The following is a 19,411-nucleotide window of genomic DNA, read 5'->3' as shown; positions in this document are numbered from 1 at the left end:
ATATGGCAACCATCAAAGTAGACGTCGTCAGCGCGGAAGAGCAGATCTTCTCGGGCGAGGCGAAATTCGTCGCGCTGCCGGGCGAAACGGGTGAGCTGGGCATTCTGCCGGGCCACACGCCGCTGATCACGCGGATTCGTCCGGGTGCGGTGCGCATCGAAGTCGAGGGCGGCAACGACGAATTCGTGTTCGTCGCGGGCGGCATTCTCGAAGTGCAGCCGGGCGCCGTGACGGTGCTCGCCGATACCGCGATCCGCGGCAAGGACCTCGACGCGGCGAAAGCCGAGGAAGCACGCAAGCGTGCCGAGGAAACGCTGCAGAACGCGAAGTCGGATCTCGACCTCGCGAAGGCGCAATCCGAGCTCGCGACCGCGATGGCGCAGCTCGAGGCGATCCAGCGTCTGGCGAAGATTCGCAGCCGGCACTGAGCCGCGCCGCGTATCCCGCGAAAGAAAAGCAGCCTTCGGGCTGCTTTTTTTTCGTCCGTCATGTTCGTCTGATTTTTGCGGGCCGGATCATTCCGTCCGGTCGTGCTATTTCATCCGTCCGCCGTGATTTGATGTCAGAGTATCGTCAGCCACGCGCGTCATCATCCGCGTGGAGGCCGTTCGTCGCGAGTGCGTGACGGAGGCGGGCGCGGAAGGCGCGCGCAGGCCGATCAGACAAAAAGGACGGAGACATTCATGGCAGCAGACCTTGGCGTGGGCGCGCTGATCGCGCCCGAAAACGGCTTGTCGTATGTGCGTGGCACGACCGATGTGCCGCTCTCCGAAGCGACGATCGGACGGTTCCTGCTCGATACGGCCGGGCGCTTTCCCGATCGCCCGGCCGTCGTGTTCCGCGAGCAGCAGGTGCGCTGGACCTGGCGCGAGTTCGCGAACGAGGTCGACGTGCTGGCCGCGGGCCTGGCCGCGCTCGGCATCGTGAAGGGCGATCGCGTCGGCATCTGGTCGCCGAACCGCAGCGAATGGCTGCTTACGCAGTTCGCCACCGCGCGGATTGGCGCGGTACTCGTCAACATCAATCCGGCCTACCGGCTGTCGGAGCTCGAATACGCGCTCAACAAGGTCGGCTGCAAGGCCGTGATCGCCGCCGAGCGCTTCAAGACGTCCGCGTACGTCGAGATGCTGCAGACCATCGCGCCGGAGCTCGCGACCGCGACGCCGGGTGACCTGCATGCGGCGCGGGTGCCGAGCCTGCGCACGGTCGTGTCGATGGGCGACGTCGCGCCGGCCGGCATGTTCCGCTTCGCGGACCTGATGGCGCGCGGCCGCCAGGCCGTCGATCCCGCATTGCTCGATGCGATCGGCGCGACGCTCTCGGCCGGCGAGCCGATCAACATCCAGTTCACCAGCGGTACGACCGGCAGCCCGAAGGGCGCGACGCTCACGCACCGCAACGTCGTCAACAACGGGCGCTCGATCGCGACGGCGATGCGTTTCACCGAGCAGGACACGCTGTGCATCCCGGTGCCGCTGTATCACTGCTTCGGGATGGTGCTCGCGGTGCTCGCGTGCGTGTCGAAGGGCGCGGCGATGGTGTTCCCCGGCGAAGCGTTCGACCCGGTCGCGACGCTCGCGGCGGTGGCCGACGAACGCTGCACCGCGTTACATGGTGTGCCGACGATGTTCATCGCCGAGCTCGATCACCCCGAGTTCGCGAAATTCGACCTGTCGACGCTGCGCACCGGGATCATGGCCGGCTCGCCGTGCCCGATCGAGACGATGAAGCGCGTCGTGTCGCAGATGCACCTGTCGGAGATCACGATCGCGTACGGGATGACGGAAACGAGCCCCGTGTCGTTCCAGAGCTCGACCGACGATCCGCTCGAGAAGCGCACGACGACGGTCGGACGCATCCAGCCGCATCTGGAAGTGAAGATCGTTGATCCGAGCGGCGCCATCGTGCCGGTCGGCGTGACGGGCGAGCTGTGCACGAAGGGCTATTCGGTGATGCTCGGCTACTGGGACGACGACGCGAAGACGCGCGAGGTGCTGGTGGACGGCTGGATGCATACGGGCGACCTCGCGACGCTCGATGCGGACGGCTACTGCAACATCGTCGGCCGGTTGAAGGACATGGTGATTCGCGGCGGCGAGAACGTCTATCCGCGCGAGATCGAGGAATTCCTGTTTCGGCATCCGAAGATTCAGAGCGCACAGGTATTCGGCGTGCCCGATGCGAAGTACGGCGAGGAGCTGTGCGCGTGGATCGTGCTGCGCGCGGACGAGCAGATGACGGAGGACGACGTGCGTGCGTTCTGCCACGGGCAGATCGCGCACTACAAGATCCCGCGCTACATTCGCTTCGTCGACGAGCTGCCGATGACGGTGACGGGCAAGGTGCAGAAGTTCGTGATGCGCGACCGGATGATCGAGGAACTGAAGCTCGACGTCCAGAAGACCGCGTAGCGCGGCATGAAGGCGGGAAAAACGCGGCGGCCTGCGGGCCGTTGCGTTTTCGATGGACGAAAAAAAGCGGGCTTATTAGCCCGCTAAAAACCACACGCTACGGGGTTAGCGCGAGGAGACCAAAGATGAAACCGAGTCCGGCGGGGGGCCGGAAACGACTCCAACAGGGATGCCCCTCGGAAGGGCTTCGGTACGTGACCGACTGGCTCGCAGCGCTTCGCGTCCGCTCACACTTGGCACACGAGACCGCATCCGTGTTGAAACCGTTGAGGCCATTGTGGGCGAATTAATGACCCGTCGCGGTAACAAAGTGTTTCAGGTTGTAACGCCCGCCAGATAAGGCTTTCCGGGATTTTTTGCTGTTTTTGAGGGCCTGAAAAAGGTCATTTTTACCCATATTTTCCGCAGCGTTTTCAGCGCATGCGCACGATGCGTTTTTCACGCGTATCAGGCTCGACGAATTGCCGATTTGCACGCGAGAAAATGCGCCGTGCGGCCGATACCGCGCATGACGATTCATTCGTCAGAAAGATTTTGAAACGTGATCGGCAGGCGCGGAAGTCGGCCGTTCGGCCTATTCGATGGCTGCGGGCCGATTTTCAGGGCGTCGGCACGCTGCGCCGACGTGTAACGGCGGTGATGGGGCCACCGCCGCGCAGCGACTTTTGCGGGCGGCGGAGGCGGGGTCGGTGCCCGCTATCGGCCGCCGCGCGCGAGCCTGCTTACTTCAGCCATTTATCCGAAATCGCCTGGTATTCGCCGGTCGACAGCGCGAGATGCAGCCACTGATCGACGTACTGCTGGAACGCGACGTCGCCGCGCGGCACCATGTACGCCTTCTCGCCGAACTGGAACGGCTTGTCCGGATGCACCGAGCACAGGCCCGGATTCAGCTTTTGCTGCAGCAGCGTCTCGGATGCATCCGTCACCATCACGTCCGCCTTGCCGGCGAGGATCTGCTTGAAGATCGTTACGTTGTCCGGATAGACGGTGAGGTTCGCGTGCGTGAAATACTGCTTCGCGAAACGCTCGTTGGTGCCGCCCGGGTTCACGATCACGCGCGTTTCCGGCCGGTCGATCTGCGCGACGCTCTGGTATTTGTCGGCGTCCGCGCAGCGCACGATCGGCGTCTTGCCGTCGACCACGTACGGCTGCGTGAAGAACACGCGCTTCTGGCGCTCGAGCGTCGTCGACACGCCACCCACCGCGATGTCGCATTTCGCGACGAAATCGCCGGTCAGGTTCGGCCAGCTCGTCTTCACGTAATCGGTCTTCACGCCGAGCGACTTCGCGAGCGATTCGGCCATGTCGATGTCGATGCCCTCGAAGCGGCCGTCCGCGCGGTAGTACGAATACGGCTTGTAGTCGCCCGTCGTGCACACGCGCAGCGCGCCGCGCGCGAGCACGTCGTCGAGCCGCGAGCCGGCGCCCGGTGCGGCGGCAGCGGCGAGCGTGCCGGTCTGCGCGTGCGCGGCGGTGCAGCAAAGCAGTGCGGCCGCAGCGAGCGTGGCGAGTGTCTTCATCGGTCTCCTCCTTCGTTTCGTTCGATATGAGCGTCCGATCATAACGGAGCCATCGCGCGCGTCATATGGCCGCCATCGCGTCGGCATGCGCAGCCTGAGGGCGGCTGTCCGGTAAAATGCCGCTTTGCCCTCGCATCGTCGCTCCTACCGTGGCCCATACCCTGCTCAACGACACCTTCCTGCGTGCGCTTCTGCGCGAGCCGACCGACTACACGCCGATCTGGCTGATGCGCCAGGCCGGCCGCTACCTGCCCGAATACAACGCGACGCGCGCCCGCGCCGGCAGCTTCCTCGGTCTCGCGAAGCATCCCGACTATGCGACCGAAGTGACGCTGCAGCCGCTCGAGCGCTTTCCGCTCGACGCCGCGATCCTGTTCTCGGACATCCTGACGATTCCGGACGCGATGGGGCTCGGCCTCGACTTCCAGGTCGGCGAAGGGCCGAAGTTCGCGCATCCGGTGCGTACCGAGGCCGACGTCGCGAAGCTCGCGGTGCCGGACATCGAGGAAACGCTCGGCTACGTGACGGGCGCCGTGCGCGAAATCCGTCGCGCGCTCACCGACGGCCAGGGCCGCCAGCGCGTGCCGCTGATCGGTTTTTCGGGCAGCCCGTGGACGCTCGCGTGCTACATGGTCGAAGGCGGCGGGTCGGACGATTTCCGCACGGTGAAGTCGATGGCGTATTCGCGCCCCGACCTGATGCACCGGATCCTCGACGTGAACGCGCAGGCGGTGGCCGCGTACCTGAACGCGCAGATCGAAGCCGGCGCGCAGGCCGTGATGATCTTCGATACGTGGGGCGGTGCGCTGGCGGACGGCGCGTACCAGCGCTTCTCGCTGGACTACATCCGCCGCGTGGTCTCGCAGCTCAAGCGCGAGCACGACGGCGAACGCGTGCCGGTGATCACGTTCACGAAGGGCGGCGGGCTGTGGCTCGAGGAGATCGCGGCGACCGGCGTCGACGCGGTGGGGCTCGACTGGACGGTCAATCTCGGCCAGGCGCGCGAGCGCGTCGCGGGCAAGGTCGCGCTGCAGGGCAACCTCGATCCGACGATCCTGTTTGCGCCGCCGGCCGCGGTGCGCGAGCAGGCGCGCGCAGTGCTCGACAGCTATGGCAACCATCCGGGCCACGTATTCAACCTCGGGCACGGCATTTCGCAATTCACGTCGCCCGATCACGTCGCCGAACTCGTCGACGAAGTGCATCGCCACAGCCGCGCGATCCGTAGCGGAGCCGCCGGCTGAACGCAAGCGCTGTCATGCTGCATTGCGGCGTGACAGCGTTTCGCAATTGTCACTAAACAGGGCGCAACCCCCCACCGGTTGCCGATTCAGTGCTTGTCAAGACTTGACTTATACACATTTTCCACGTTGCAGCGCGGTAGAGCCCTGTATCGGTCAATTTGTCTCGCTATGGTTCGGTAATTTGAATAGCAGCCTTATGGCATAAGGCTCCGCGGGGCACCGCAACACGCGGCGAAAATCAGCGCAAAGCGCGGCCCCGCGCGCGTTGCGGCCATCGAGCGGCGAGTTCTCAACAAAGTTATCCACAGGCTGGGCAGGGTATACGGCGATTCCTAATGCGAATCCAAAACTTAGCGCCGAATCTGAAGTTTTACTTTAAGTTCGCTGCCCCAATGCGGGCGCGGATGTCGGCCGTCCATGCCCATGCGGCGCATCCGGCCGCCGGAGCGCCGGGATGAGCGGCACCTATCTGCGCGTCGCGCTCGACCATCCGCTCGCGACCCTGTTCGATTACCGCTGCGACGCGCAACCGGCGCCCGGGCCCGGCACGCTCGTCCAGGTGCCGTTCGGCAAGCGGCAGGCCGTCGGGCTCGTCTGCGAAGTGACGACTCACACCGACGTGCCGCCGTCGCGGCTGCGCGCGATCGACGCGATCTGCACCGACCTGCCGCCGTTGTCGCCGGACTGGCTCGCGCTCGTGTCGTTCGCCGCGGATTACTACCAGCGCGGACGTGGCGAGGTCGCGCTGCCGGCGCTGCCGCAGGCGCTGCGCGATGCCGGGCGCTGGGGGCGGCTGCTCGCGCCCGAGGTGCGTTACCGGCCGACGGAAGCGGGCCGCGCGGCGCTGCCCGATACATTGCCCGCGCGCGGCGCCGCGCTGCGTCGGCTCGCGCAGGCGCTGGTCGACAGCGGCTCGCTGGCGCTGCCCGACGCGCGCGCGCTGCACCCGAAGGCCGCGGCCACGCTCGACGACTGGGCGGCGCGCGGCTGGGTCGACGTCGAGGAGATCGGCTGGGCCGATGCGCCTGTGCCCAAAGCTGTGGATAACCTGTTGGCAGCCGGTGGAAGAACTGTGCCGCCGGCGCTCACGGACCAGCAGGCCGAGGCGCTCGACGCGATCCGCGCCGCGCAGGGCTTCGCGCCGTTCCTGCTGCACGGCGTGACGGGCAGCGGCAAGACCGAGGTCTATCTGCATGCGCTCGCGTCGCTGCTCGACGCGCGGCCGGATGCGCAGGCGCTCGTGCTCGTTCCCGAAATCAACCTGACGCCGCAGTTCGAGGCCGCGTTTCGCGCGCGCTTCGCGGGGGCGCTCGCCGACGACGCAATCGTCACGCTGCACAGCGGGCTCGCGGAGGGCGAGCGTGCGCGCAACTGGCTCGCCGCGCATACGGGCCGCGCGCGGATCGTGCTCGGCACGCGCCTCGCGGTGCTCGCGTCGATGCCGACGCTCGCGCTGATCGTCGTCGACGAGGAGCACGAGCCCGCGTACAAGCAGCAGGAAGGGTTGCGCTATTCGGCGCGCGATCTCGCCGTGTGGCGCGCGAAGCAGCTCGCCATCACGGTCGTGCTCGGCTCGGCGACGCCGTCGCTCGAAAGCTGGTGGCAGGCCGAGCAGGGCCGCTACACGCGGCTCACGCTGTCGCGCCGCGCGGTGGCCGACGCGACGCTGCCGACCGTGCGGCTGATCGATCTCGAAGAGGAGCGGCGGCGCGGGCGCGCGTCGATGGGCGGGCTGTCGGGGCCGCTCGTCGCGGCGCTGAAGGCGCGGCTCGAGCGCGGCGAACAGAGCCTGGTGTTCCTGAACCGGCGCGGTTATGCGCCGCAGCTCGCGTGCGATGCCTGCGGCTGGGTCGCCGGCTGCCCGCGCTGCAGCGCGTACGTCGTGCTGCACAAGCCCGAGCACGCGTTGCGCTGCCATCACTGCGGCTGGGAAGCGCGGATTCCGCGGTCGTGCCCCGAGTGCGGGAACGTCGACATCGCGCCGCTCGGGCGCGGCACGCAACGCATCGAGGAGGCGCTCGCCGAGGCCGTGCCCGGCGCGCGCGTGCTGCGGATCGACGCGGACAGCACGCGCCGCAAGGGCAGCGCGCAGGCGCTCTTTTCCGATGTGCATGCGGGTGAGGTCGATATCCTCGTCGGCACGCAGATGATCGCGAAGGGGCACGACTTTCAGCGCGTGTCGCTCGTCGGCGTGCTCAATGCCGACACCGCGCTGTTCTCGCATGACTTCCGCGCGAGCGAACGACTGTTCGCGCAGCTGATGCAGGTGAGCGGCCGTGCGGGGCGCGCCGGGCTGCCGGGTGAAGTGCTCGTGCAGACGCGTTACCCGCGTCACGCGCTGTACCACGCGCTCGGGCGGCAAGACTACGTCGGCTTCGCGAATTCGACGCTCGGCGAGCGCCGCGACGCGCACCTGCCGCCGTTCGTCTACCAGGCGTTGTTGCGCGCCGAAGGGCGCACGCTGGACGCCGCGCTCGCGTTCCTGCTGCAAGCGGCGGCCGCGTTGCCGGGGCTGCCGGGCGCCGATCGCGTGACCGTCTACGACGCGGTGCCGATGACGATCGTCAAGGTCGCGAACGTGCATCGCGCGCAGTTGCTGCTCGAAAGCGCATCGCGGGCGGCGCTGCAGCATGCGCTGCGTGCATGGCAGCCGGAGCTGCGCGCGTTGAAAGGCGTGCTGCGGTGGAGCGTCGAGGTCGATCCGCTGGATATCTGAGCTGAGCGGCGGCGCGGCATGCGGCCGTCGTGCTGCGTGCCGCTGCGTTGCACCCCCGGCCACCGGGCCGGGTGCCCCTGAATCGTCACTTGCCGCCCGGCCGCGCCCTGGCGTCTCACACCTTCCGTCGCACCCAGTGCAACCCGTTTTCGTCCGCCGCGACGCGTGCGGACGGTTGCGCACGCCTGTCAAACCGGCCCGCTCAGGGAAAACACCGATCCTCCGACCACGGGCAACTCCTAGGTTGCAACCGCATAAGTGGCTGATTATATTGAGTAACCTATGGGTGCAACCTGTCTCGTAATTTGGTTGCACCTTTTTATTGCGTGCCGTAGGATTTCGCGCATCCTCTCACACCACATTGCCGGGCTCGCACCGGCGCACGAACCCACCATGGCAAGCACGACTCTCGGCGTCAAAGTCGACGACCTTCTTCGCTCGCGCCTCAAGGACGCCGCCGCGCGTCTCGAGCGCACTCCCCACTGGCTGATCAAGCAGGCGATCTTCGCGTATCTCGAGCGGATCGAGCACGGCCAGTTGCCGCCCGAGCTATCGGGCCACAGCGGCGTGACGGAGCTCGCCGACGGTCAGTCCGCGGACGGCGACGACGACAACTCGCCGCATCCGTTCCTCGAGTTCGCGCAGAACGTGCAACCGCAATCGGTGCTGCGCGCGGCGATCACGGCGGCGTACCGCCGCCCCGAGCCGGAATGCGTGCCGTTCCTGCTCGGCCAGGCGCGCCTGCCCGCGAACCTGCAGGCGGACGTGCAGGCGCTCGCGACGAAGCTCGTCGAGGCGCTGCGCGAGAAGAGCTCGGGCGGCGGCGTCGAAGGGCTGATCCACGAATTCTCGCTGTCGAGCCAGGAAGGCGTCGCGCTGATGTGCCTCGCCGAAGCGCTGCTGCGCATTCCCGATCGCGCAACCCGCGATGCGCTGATCCGCGACAAGATCAGCAAGGGCGACTGGCGCTCGCACGTCGGCCACGCGCCGTCGCTGTTCGTGAACGCGGCCACGTGGGGGCTGATGATCACCGGCAAGCTCGTGACGACCAACAGCGAAGCCGGGCTGTCGTCGGCGCTGACGCGCCTGATCGGCCGCGGCGGCGAGCCGCTGATCCGCAAGGGCGTCGACATGGCGATGCGCCTGATGGGCGAGCAGTTCGTCACCGGCGAGACGATTTCCGAAGCACTGGCGAACAGCCGCAAGTACGAAGCGCGCGGCTTCCGTTACTCGTACGACATGCTCGGCGAAGCGGCGACGACCGAAGAGGACGCGCAGCGCTACTACGCATCGTACGAGCAGGCGATCCATGCGATCGGCAAGGCGGCCGGCGGCCGCGGCATCTACGAAGGCCCGGGCATCTCGATCAAGCTGTCCGCGCTGCACGCACGCTACTCGCGCTCGCAGCAGGACCGCACGATGAGCGAGCTGCTGCCGCGCGTGCGCGCGCTCGCGCTGCTCGCCCGCCGTTACGACATCGGCCTGAACATCGACGCCGAAGAGGCCGACCGCCTCGAACTGTCGCTCGACCTGCTCGAGGCGCTGTGCTTCGATCCGGACCTCGCGGGCTGGAACGGCATCGGCTTCGTCGTGCAGGGCTACCAGAAGCGCTGCCCGTTCGTGATCGACTACCTGATCGATCTCGCGCGCCGCAGCCGCCACCGCCTGATGATTCGCCTCGTGAAGGGCGCGTACTGGGATACCGAGATCAAGCGTGCGCAGGTCGACGGCCTCGAAGGCTATCCGGTCTATACGCGCAAGATCTACACGGACGTGTCGTACCTCGCATGCGCGAAGAAGCTGCTCGCGGCGCCGGACGCCGTGTACCCGCAGTTCGCGACGCACAACGCGTACACGCTGGCCGCGATCTACCAGCTCGCGGGCCAGAACTACTACCCGGGCCAGTACGAATTCCAGTGCCTGCACGGGATGGGCGAGCCGCTGTACGAGGAAGTCACCGGCCGCGACAAGCTGAACCGCCCGTGCCGCGTGTATGCGCCGGTCGGCACGCACGAGACGCTGCTCGCGTACCTGGTGCGCCGCCTGCTCGAGAACGGCGCGAACACGTCGTTCGTGAACCGCATCGCGGATAAGACCGTGTCGGTGAAGGAGCTGGTCGCCGATCCGGTCGACGAGGCATCGAAGGTCGTGCCGCTCGGCGCGCCGCACACGAAGATCCCGCTGCCGCGCAACCTGTACGGCGACGAGCGTCCCAACTCGATGGGCCTCGACCTGTCGAACGAGCACCGCCTCGCGTCGCTGTCGTCCGCGCTGCTCGCGAGTGCGCATTTCCCGTGGCGCGCCGCGCCGATGCTCGCCGACGACACGCTCGCCGACGCGCCGGCCCGCGACGTGCGTAACCCGGCCGACCAGCGCGACCTGGTCGGCACGGTCAGTGAAGCGACGGCCGAACACGTGAGCGCGGCGCTCGCGCACGCGGTGGCCGCCGCGCCGATCTGGCAGGCGACGCCGGTCGATGCGCGTGCCGACTGCCTGGTGCGCGCGGCCGACCTGCTCGAGGCGCAGATGCACACGCTGATGGGCCTGATCGTGCGCGAAGCCGGCAAATCGCTGCCGAACGCGATCGCCGAGATTCGTGAGGCGGTCGACTTCCTGCGCTACTACGCCGCGCAGATCCGCGACGAATTCTCGAACGACACGCACCGCCCGCTGGGCCCCGTGGTCTGTATCAGCCCGTGGAACTTCCCGCTCGCGATCTTCATGGGCCAGGTCGCCGCGGCACTCGCCGCCGGCAACACGGTGCTCGCGAAGCCGGCCGAACAGACGCCGCTGATCGCCGCGCAGGCCGTGCGCCTGCTGCGCGAGGCCGGCGTGCCGGCCGGTGCGGTGCAACTGCTGCCGGGCACGGGCGAGACCGTCGGCGCGGCACTGGTGGCCGACGCGCGTACGCGTGCGGTGATGTTCACCGGCTCGACCGAAGTCGCGCGCCTGATCAACAAGACGCTGTCCGCGCGCCTCGACCCGGACGGCAAGCCGATTCCGCTGATCGCCGAAACGGGCGGCCAGAACGCGATGATCGTCGACTCGTCGGCGCTCGCGGAGCAGGTCGTCGCGGACGTGATGCAGTCGTCGTTCGACTCGGCCGGTCAACGGTGTTCGGCGCTGCGCGTTCTGTGTCTGCAGGACGACGTTGCGGACCGCACGCTGACGATGCTCAAGGGCGCGATGCACGAGCTGGCGCTCGGCAATCCCGACCGGTTGTCGACGGACGTCGGCCCGGTGATCGACGCCGAAGCGAAGCAGACGATCGACGCGCACGTCGCGGCGATGAAGGACAAGGGCCACGGCGTCACGCAACTGCCGATGCCCGAGGCCTGCGCGCACGGCACGTTCGTGCCGCCGACGCTGATCGAGATCGGCAGCATCGACGAGCTGAAGCGCGAAGTGTTCGGCCCGGTGCTGCACGTGGTGCGTTATCGCCGCAGCCAGCTCGACAAGCTGCTGGAACAGATCCGCGCGACCGGCTACGGCCTGACGCTCGGCATCCACACGCGGATCGACGAGACGATCGCGCACGTGATCTCGAATGCGCACGTCGGCAACATCTACGTGAACCGCAACGTGATCGGCGCGGTGGTCGGCGTGCAGCCGTTCGGCGGCGAAGGGCTGTCGGGCACCGGCCCGAAGGCCGGCGGCGCGCTGTACCTGCAGCGCCTGCTCGCGACGCGTCCGTCGGGCCTGCCGCGTTCGCTCGCGCAGTCGCTGATCGCGGACGGCGCGGTGGAAGGCGACGCACGCGGCAACCCGGCGGCGGCGCTCACGACGCTGCGCGACTGGCTGATCGAGCAGCGCGAGCCGGCGCTGGCCGCACGTTGCGACGGCTATCTGGCTCAGGTGCCGGCCGGTGCGACCGCGGTGCTGACCGGTCCGACGGGCGAGCGAAACACGTATACACTCGGCCCGCGCGGCACGGTGTTGTGTGTCGCGGCGACGCCGGGCGGTGCGCGCGCGCAGTTCGCGGCGGTGCTGGCGACCGGTAACCGCGCGCTGTTCGCGGGTGCGGCCGGCGAGGCGCTGGTGGCCGCGCTGCCGGCATCGCTGAAGGCGCATGCGACCGTGCGCAAGCAGGCCGACGCGCCGTTCGACGCGGTGCTGTTCGAAGGCGACAGCGACGAACTGCAGACGCTCGTGAAGGACGTCGCGCAGCGGCCGGGCCCGATCGTGTCGGTGCAGGGCGTGTCGGTGGGCGCGTTCGAGAACGGCGATGCGGAAGATTACGCGCTGGAACGGCTGCTGACGGAGCGCTCGGTGAGCGTGAACACGGCCGCGGCGGGTGGCAATGCGAATTTGATGACGATCGGCTGACCATCCTTGCCGTTCGGATCAAACATAGGAAGCGGCAAGGCGATCCCGAAGCCGCTCCATTTACCCTGGTACCAAGGAGATGCTATGCAACACACGATGAAAAAGCTGGCAGGCGCGACGTTTGTCGCGGTCATGTCGCTGGCGGGGACGGCCCATGCGGATGACGTGAAGATCGGTTACGCAGGGCCGATGACGGGCGCGCAGGCGCACTACGGCAAGGATATGCAGAACGGGATCGCGCTCGCGATCGAGGATTTCAACGCGACGAGCCCGAAGATCGGCGGCAAGCCGGTGAAGTTCGTGCTCGACACGCAGGACGACCAGGCTGACCCGCGCACCGGCACGACGGTCGCGCAGAAGCTCGTCGACGACGGCATCAAGGGCATGCTCGGCCACTTCAACTCGGGCACGACGATTCCGGCTTCGCGCATCTACGCGAACGCGGGCATTCCGCAGATCGCGATGGCGACCGCACCGGAATACACGCAGCAGGGCTACAAGACGACCTTCCGCATGATGACGTCCGACACGCAGCAGGGCTCGGTGGCCGGCACGTTCGCGTCGAAGGATCTCGGCATGAAGAAGATCGCGATCGTCGACGACCGCACGGCCTACGGCCAGGGTCTCGCCGACCAGTTCGAGAAGGCCGCGAAGGCCGGCGGCGCATCGATCGTCGACCGTGAATTCACGAACGACAAGGCGGTCGACTTCAAGGCGATCCTGACCAAGCTGAAGGCGGCGAAGCCGGATCTCGTCTACTACGGCGGCGCGGATTCGCAGGCGGCACCGATGGTCAAGCAGATGAAGACGCTCGGCATCACCGCCCCGCTGATGAGCGGCGAAATGGTGAAGACGCCGACGTTCCTGAAGATCGCGGGCAACGCGGCCGACGGCACGATCGCTTCGCTGGCAGGCCTCCCGCTCGAAGAAATGCCGGGCGGCAAGACGTACGCCGACAAGTACAAGAAGCGCTTCGGCGAAGACGTGCAGACGTACTCGCCGTACGCGTACGACGGCGCGATGGCGCTGTTCAACGCGATGAAGAAGGCCGATTCGACCGATCCGGCGAAGTACCTGCCGGTGCTCGCGAAGACCGACATGGCCGGCGTGACGTCGACGCACGTCGCGTATGACGCGAAGGGCGACCTGAAGAACGGCGGCATCACGATGTACAAGGTCGAGAAGGGCGAGTGGAAGCCGCTGAAGAGCATCGGCGGGAAGTAAGCAGCCGGTCTTGATGTTCTGACGCGCGGGGCGGCGGCGCAATGCGTCGTCCCGCGCGTCATGCGAAAGAGCCACTGGGCCCGTTGGGTCTGGTGGCTTTTTCTTTGGCGAGCTACGGCTGGTAGGGCATAGGGATCTTGCAGGCCACGGTGGTGCAGAGGGGGCGCCGCATGCGTACGTCGATACCGCATCGCCGCGGCCGGCGGCAGTATGACGTTACTTGCCGTCGCAGCACTTGTTAGGGCAGTCGGGCAGGAACGAAATTTCCACGCGCCGTCCATTGTCCACGTCGCCATGCGAATAAACGCGGGCGCTCTTCTTGACGGTCCCGCGTAAAAAACCTAATTCCTCCAACAGCGCATACGCGGTTTGCAATCTCGATTGCGCAAGCGCCGGTGCTTCCGGTTCGCTTTCCTCGGCATGGCCGCTGATCAGCGTCGTTTCTTTGGTTAGGTGATTTGCATAATTGATTTTTTGGTCGGCAACCCATTTTGCAACGCGGACGATCTCGGAATTTGATATATGCGAGCTATCTCTCGAAAAGTAGATGTCGAAATTCTCGCTGGCGATGCATGCGAATACCGGATTGGAGATGAGAAGGCTTATGCCAAGAATAAACTTAAGCATTGTAAATGACATATCCTGCAATACTGTCGGCATTGTTGATTGCTTGATTCGGATTTTCGGCTCCAAATGTCAAGCATTCCTCCATGAAATATCTGTGATCCTTGGTTGCCATTGTATCGTCGAAATGACTCACCTCATGAATCAGCGTGGAAACTACGGAATCCTTTTCCCATGAAAAATCTCGCATTGTGCAAAAGTCGGGATGTATTGCAATCGTATGAGTTGCAGTATCTGGTGAGCACACTGATGCTGCAACTCCCGATTTGTTCGGATTCGGAACGCATCCAATGTGTTTGAATCGCTCGCTATCCCATCGCGTGAAATTGTAGCCTGTGAGTGACTTTAGTACGCGAGCGATTGCCGCTAGACCTGCTAATAGGGCTATGCGGGTGCTCTCATCGGTTCTACCGAACCACTGTAATACACGTGCCTTATCAGCGTGGGACCAGCGCTGCAAATCCTCGATTCTTTTACCGACAAGAGAAACGGCTCGATCGCGTTTACTCAATACCATTTCCCGGAATTCCTTGTTTGTCATGTTGTGACATATTCTTTCGATATTGATTGTTACCTCCACCATCGACCCAGGATTGGTATTAGTGACTGCGCCTGAATGTACGAGGAACCATTCTCCGCCGTCGTTCACATCAAAATTTTTCATTGCTTCAATGTTCCATCGTATAGATTTTCAGCGTTGCCGAGCCGCGGGTGGCGATCCGATGTGTTTGCCCGGCCGTATCCGTAGTGCCGGTAAAAATCTGCCCGGTGTCGGTAACGATTCGGTAGCGGATGTTCGCGAGCGGGCGGCGGGAGCCATCCAGCAACGTGAATTGCTCGTCGTGTACGGCATTCGATCGAGCAAATGACCGCTTGGCTGCATCAGGTTGGCGCCCAGTCAGCGTCGCAGTCTCTCCTGCAGTAAAAGTCATCCGCATGCCGCGCTCAGCGTAGAAGATCGGCGGTGGGTTGCATCCGCAGACATTGATATCCCCGCTCAATGCCCACTGTTTGCCGTTCGGGCCGGTGCCTGGCCAGCGCGGCCCTTGCGGTGCGATATACCCTTCACGCTTGCAGGCCGAACAGTAGGTCTTCATATCCAGCGTGGCGATATGAACCATCGGCGGCGGATTGGAACAGGTCACGCGGTCGAGGCCTTCAACAATGACCGCTTCCCCGGCGCGGTCGCCTTTGGCAAGAAAGTAGCGAATCATGGACGCTACCTCAGCGGGGCATGGAAGAGCGGGTGACGACGCTAAATACAACGGACGACGCTACGCCTTGTCGTTCGGGACTATCGGTGATCGTGTCGCCGTTATCGAGTTCGCTGCCAACGAAGGCGAGCGGCGCGAAGTCGGCCCGGTCGGCCAAAACCAGACCGGTCGTAACGCGCGCGGTTGAGCCGTCGGGATAGCGGATCAGGTCGCCCACCGTGGCAGCTTTGCCCAAGTGCGGCGCTACTTCCCATGTGCCGGACGGCTCGCGTAATGCACCGCCGCGCGCTGTTGTCGCGCCACGTACCGCCAATCTATAGGCAGGCGGTGCGGGTGGCGGCACATAGGTGGGATCGAACAGGCCCGCAACGCTTTGCCCCTCCCGCACGTGAATGCCCCACGAAGTGCGCAGCGTTTCGGTAATTCGGTCACCGTTGCTCAACCGGCTGCCGACCAGCGCGAACGGCTTGCCTCCGCTATGGTTGTCTCCCGCGCCGTCGATAATCGCGGCCTCGCTACCGTCGTCGTAGGTCACTACATCGCCGACGCAGGCGACTTCCAATCCGGCCAATGTCAGGCCGCCGGTTGCGGTGGTGACACGTCCACCGCGTTCCGTGAGCGCGCCAACGGTGGCGAAAAGATGGGTCGGTGCTTTGAGTTCGTTTTTCATCCGGCTTCCCTGTCTCAGTAAATGGAATGGCTGCCTAGAGACGCTATTCCAGATAAGAAACGTCGATCAATCGGACGAATATGATTCAGAGCTGGTAACTTCTATTACTTGTTCCGTTCTGCCTGTTGCATTGACCGCGCGTGCGCGAATGCGCTAGCTCAATCGCGGATACTCAGTCCCTGCGCACGCGCAGCAAAAACTTCTGCAGCTTGCCCGTCGGCGTGCGCGGCAGCGCCTGCGCGAACGTGAATTCGCGCGGGATCTTGTACGCGGCCAGCCGCTCGCCGCAGAACGCGCGCAGTGCATCCGCGTCGGGCACGCTGCCCGCGCGCAGCACCACGTGCGCGACGACCGTCTCGCCCCAGTCGGGATGCGGGACGCCGACGACGGCCGCCTCGGCGATGTCCGGGTGCGCGCCGAGCACGTCCTCCACTTCCTTCGAATAGACGTTCTCGCCGCCCGTCACGATCATGTCCTTCAGCCGGTCGACGATGAACAGGTAGCCATCCTGATCGATCCGTGCGATGTCGCCGGTGCGATACCAGCCGTCCGGCGCGAACGCGGCGCGCGTCGCGGCCGCATCGTCGAGATAGCCGAGCATCATGCTGTCGGTCTTCAGCCAGATCTCACCGGTCTCGCCCGGCTGCGCGTCGAGGCCGTCCGTCCGCATGACGCGCAGGTCGACGCCCGGGCCGCCGGTGCGGCCGATCGAACCGGCCTTCGCGATCTGCTCGTCCGGATACAGCGTCGTGCCGGCCGGCCCTGCTTCGGTCATGCCGTACACCTGGAAGAACGCGTTGCTGCGATACGCACGCGTGAGACGTTCGGCCTGCGCGGGGCCGATCGGGCCGCCGCCGTACAGCCACGCGCGCACGCTCGACAGGTCGAACGCCGCGAACCCGTCGATCGTGTCGAGCGGCAGCAGGTACGACACCGGCGCGCCGAAATACAGCGTCACGCGCTCGCGCTCGATGGCCTGCAGGAAGCGCAGCGGATGGTATTCGCGCAGCAGCACGACGGTGCCGCCCGCGTACAGCGTGCCGCCGAACCAGTTGTTGAGCGGCGACGAATGCCAGATCGGCATCGCCATCAGCGTGCGCTCGTGGCGGCCGATGCCGGTCGCGAGCGCCGCCTGCATCGCCGCGAGCGTCACGGTGCGGTGGCTGTGCACGCAGCCTTTCGGGTGGCCGGTCGTGCCGGACGTATAGAGGATCTGCGCGATGTCGCCCTCGGCCGGCTCGATGCCCGCGAGGCCGTCCATCGTCGCGCACAGCGTGTCGAAGCACGGCACGCCGTCGAGTTCGCCTTCGGTCACGAGCCGCCGCGCGGGATGCACGAGGCGTTCGACCACCGGCGCGAGCGCCACGTCGAACAGCAGCGCCTTGCTGCGGCTGTGTTCGAGCACGTAGTCGACTTCCGGCGCCTGCAGCTTGTGGTTGACCGGCACGAACGTCGCACCGAGCCGCCACGCGCCGAACATCAGGTCGACGAAGGCCGGCGTGTTGAAGCACATCGCGGCGACACGGTCGCCGGCCGCGACGCCGAGCGCGCTCAGCACGGCTGCCGCGCGGTGCGAGCGCTCGCGCGCGGCGGCATAGGTGATCGTCGCGGATTCGCTGACGAGGAACGGCTGGTCGGGCGTCGCACGGGCGGCGCGGTCGAGGGCGGCGACGAGGTTCATCGGGACTCCGGGCGGGCGAACGAAGGCGAACTGGGCCTTACCGAGCTATCCAAAGGGCATCAGGCCGGGTACGCGCGCTGCAGCAGCGCGGCGACGTCGATCGCGTGCGGATCGAAGCCGCCTGCGATGCGGCCCCAGTCGGGCGCGGCGAGCCGCGTCACGACGAATGCGTCGGCAACGGCCGCCGGCGCATCGCGGCGCAGCAGGCACGCCTGCGCGAGCACCGCGAGCCGCTGCGCGAACACGCGGCCCGACGCCTCGAGCGTGTCGGCCGGCGCCGCGAGCATCGCGCGCAGCGCATCGAGCGCCATGCGGATGCGCGGTTCGCCCGCACCGAGATCGGCGAGTTCGTCGAACAGCGCAGCGGCCGCGTCGGGCTCGCGCGATATCGCGCGCAGCACGTCGAGGCACATCACGTTGCCCGAGCCTTCCCAGATCGAGTTGACGGGCGCCTCGCGGAACAGCCGCGCGATCGGGCCGTCGTCGACGTAGCCGTTGCCGCCGAACACTTCCATCACCTCACCGGTCAGCTCGACCGCGCGCTTGCACACCCAGAATTTCGCGGCGGGCGTGACGATGCGCTTCCATGCGCGTTCGCGCGGCGAGTCGTCGCGCTCGAACGCGTCGGCGAGACGCATCGACAACGACAGCGCGGCTTCGCTCTCGAGCGCGAGATCGGCGAGCACGGTGCGCATCAGCGGCTGCTCGGCGAGCGCGCGGCCGAACGCATGGCGCCGGCGCGTGTACGCGATCGCCTGCACGACGCCCTGGCGCAGCATCGCCGCGCTGCCGAGCACGCAGTTCAGCCGCGTGGTGGTGGCCATCTCGATGATGGTCGGGATGCCGCGGCCTTCGTCGCCGAGCATGATGCCCCACGCGTCGTTCAGCTCGATCTCGCTGCTCGAGTTGCTGCGGTTGCCGACCTTGTCCTTCAGCCGCTGGATCTCGATCGCGTTCTTCGTGCCGTCCGGCCGCCAGCGCGGCACGTAGAAGCACGACGGGCTGCCGGCTTCGGTGCGCGCGACGACGAGGTGCGCGTCGCACATCGGCGCCGAGAAAAACCACTTGTGGCCGCGCAGCCGGTATTCGCCGCCGCGGCCGCCCGCGCCGACGGCGGTCGCGAGCGTCGTGTTCGCGCGCACGTCGGAGCCGCCCTGTTTCTCGGTCATGCCCATGCCGAACCAGATCGAGCGCTTGTCGGCGACCGGCACGTCGCGCGGATCGTAGTCGTTGCTGTAGAGCTTGTCGCGCAGCAGGTCCCACAGCACGGGCTCCTTCTGCAGCACGGGAATCGCGGCCTGCGTCATCGTCGCCGGGCACAGCGTGCCGGCCTCGATCTGGCCATGCAGGTAGAAGCCGGCCGCGGTCGCGGCCCAGCGGCCGCGGCGCGTGTCGCGGAACGCGAGCGACACGAAGCCTTCGTGGCGGTACTGGCCGAGCAGCGTGTGCCAGGCCGGGTGGAAGTCGACGCGGTCGATGCGCCGGCCGCGCCGGTCGAAGGTGTGCAGTTCCGGCGTGTGGCGGTTCGCTTCGTCGGCGAGCCGCGCGGTGTCGGCGCTGCCGAGCCGCGCGCCGTAGGCGTCGAGCTGCGGCACGGCCCAGTCGGCGCCCGCGCGGGTGAGCGCATCGCGCAGCGCGATATCCGTCGCGAAGAGGTTATAGTCGACCAGTTCGTCGAACTGGTTCGTGACGGCGTGAGTCGATTCGGTCATCGAGGTGTCTCCGGTCTCATGCTGCGCGGGCGGCCGGCGTCATGCCGCACGGATGACGCTTCGGCG

13 protein-coding genes are annotated in these 19,411 nt (G+C 66.4%); 6 read left to right on the top strand and 7 right to left on the bottom strand.

All coding sequences use genetic code 11. The features are described 5' to 3' along the window. Positions 1-2: 2 nt before the first annotated feature. Both LGM56_RS30205 and LGM56_RS30200 read left to right on the top strand, forming a co-directional pair. Complete coding sequence (locus LGM56_RS30205; protein ID WP_006477288.1) at positions 3-428, top strand: F0F1 ATP synthase subunit epsilon; 426 nt, start codon at positions 3-5, stop codon at positions 426-428. Positions 429-683: 255 nt separating this feature from the next. Beyond that, entirely contained in the window at positions 684-2,411 is a 1,728-nt protein-coding gene (locus LGM56_RS30200) for an AMP-binding protein (RefSeq protein ID WP_226207599.1), read from the top strand. A gap of 722 nt (positions 2,412-3,133) precedes the next feature. On the opposite strand, the gene LGM56_RS30195 is transcribed toward LGM56_RS30200, so the two are convergent. Continuing rightward, positions 3,134-3,934: a transporter substrate-binding domain-containing protein gene (locus tag LGM56_RS30195; RefSeq protein WP_226207598.1), complete on the bottom strand. Its 801-nt coding sequence runs from the start codon at positions 3,932-3,934 to the stop codon at positions 3,134-3,136. Positions 3,935-4,083: 149 nt separating this feature from the next. Here LGM56_RS30195 and hemE point away from each other — a divergent pair, with 149 nt between their 5' ends. The 4 genes from hemE to LGM56_RS30175 all read left to right on the top strand — a co-directional run bounded on the left by hemE (position 4,084) and on the right by LGM56_RS30175 (position 13,444). Continuing rightward, positions 4,084-5,178, top strand: a complete 1,095-nt coding sequence (gene hemE, locus LGM56_RS30190; RefSeq protein WP_278190121.1) for a uroporphyrinogen decarboxylase — start codon at positions 4,084-4,086, stop codon at positions 5,176-5,178. Positions 5,179-5,632: 454 nt separating this feature from the next. After that, positions 5,633-7,894 carry a primosomal protein N' gene (locus LGM56_RS30185; RefSeq protein WP_089493819.1) on the top strand — a complete coding sequence of 754 codons (2,262 nt, stop codon included), beginning with the start codon at positions 5,633-5,635 and terminating at the stop codon, positions 7,892-7,894. Between the two features lie 393 nt (positions 7,895-8,287). Continuing rightward, a complete protein-coding gene (gene putA / locus LGM56_RS30180; protein WP_226207597.1) occupies positions 8,288-12,220 on the top strand; it encodes a trifunctional transcriptional regulator/proline dehydrogenase/L-glutamate gamma-semialdehyde dehydrogenase in 3,933 nt (1,310 codons plus the stop codon). Positions 12,221-12,304: 84 nt separating this feature from the next. Next, positions 12,305-13,444 carry a branched-chain amino acid ABC transporter substrate-binding protein gene (locus LGM56_RS30175; RefSeq protein ID WP_226207596.1) on the top strand — a complete coding sequence of 380 codons (1,140 nt, stop codon included), beginning with the start codon at positions 12,305-12,307 and terminating at the stop codon, positions 13,442-13,444. Between the two features lie 216 nt (positions 13,445-13,660). Here LGM56_RS30175 and LGM56_RS30170 read toward each other — a convergent pair whose 3' ends face one another. From LGM56_RS30170 to LGM56_RS30145, 6 genes are all read right to left on the bottom strand, one after another. Continuing rightward, on the bottom strand, positions 13,661-14,071 hold the full coding sequence (locus LGM56_RS30170) for a hypothetical protein (protein WP_226207595.1): 411 nt from the start codon (positions 14,069-14,071) through the stop codon (positions 13,661-13,663). Then, entirely contained in the window at positions 14,064-14,732 is a 669-nt protein-coding gene (locus LGM56_RS30165; protein WP_226207594.1) for a M35 family metallo-endopeptidase, read from the bottom strand. The genes LGM56_RS30170 and LGM56_RS30165 overlap by 8 nt, the downstream gene beginning before the upstream one ends. A 4-nt stretch (positions 14,733-14,736) precedes the next feature. Next, positions 14,737-15,282 (bottom strand): hypothetical protein, encoded by a 546-nt coding sequence (locus tag LGM56_RS30160; protein WP_226207593.1) that lies wholly within the window; start codon positions 15,280-15,282, stop codon positions 14,737-14,739. A 10-nt stretch (positions 15,283-15,292) separates the two neighbouring features. Beyond that, positions 15,293-15,952, bottom strand: coding sequence for a PAAR domain-containing protein (locus tag LGM56_RS30155; protein ID WP_226207592.1), 660 nt, complete (start codon positions 15,950-15,952; stop codon positions 15,293-15,295). Between the two features lie 172 nt (positions 15,953-16,124). Then, a complete protein-coding gene (locus LGM56_RS30150; protein WP_226207591.1) occupies positions 16,125-17,633 on the bottom strand; it encodes a class I adenylate-forming enzyme family protein in 1,509 nt (502 codons plus the stop codon). Positions 17,634-17,692: 59 nt separating this feature from the next. Next, positions 17,693-19,345 (bottom strand): acyl-CoA dehydrogenase family protein, encoded by a 1,653-nt coding sequence (locus LGM56_RS30145; protein WP_226207590.1) that lies wholly within the window; start codon positions 19,343-19,345, stop codon positions 17,693-17,695. Positions 19,346-19,411: the final 66 nt, after the last annotated feature.

Source organism: Burkholderia sp. AU38729, from assembly GCF_020419725.1.
Taxonomy (GTDB): Bacteria; Pseudomonadota; Gammaproteobacteria; order Burkholderiales; family Burkholderiaceae; genus Burkholderia.
Note: the sequence above shows the minus strand (reverse complement) of the source record. Positions and strands in the feature narration are given on the sequence as shown.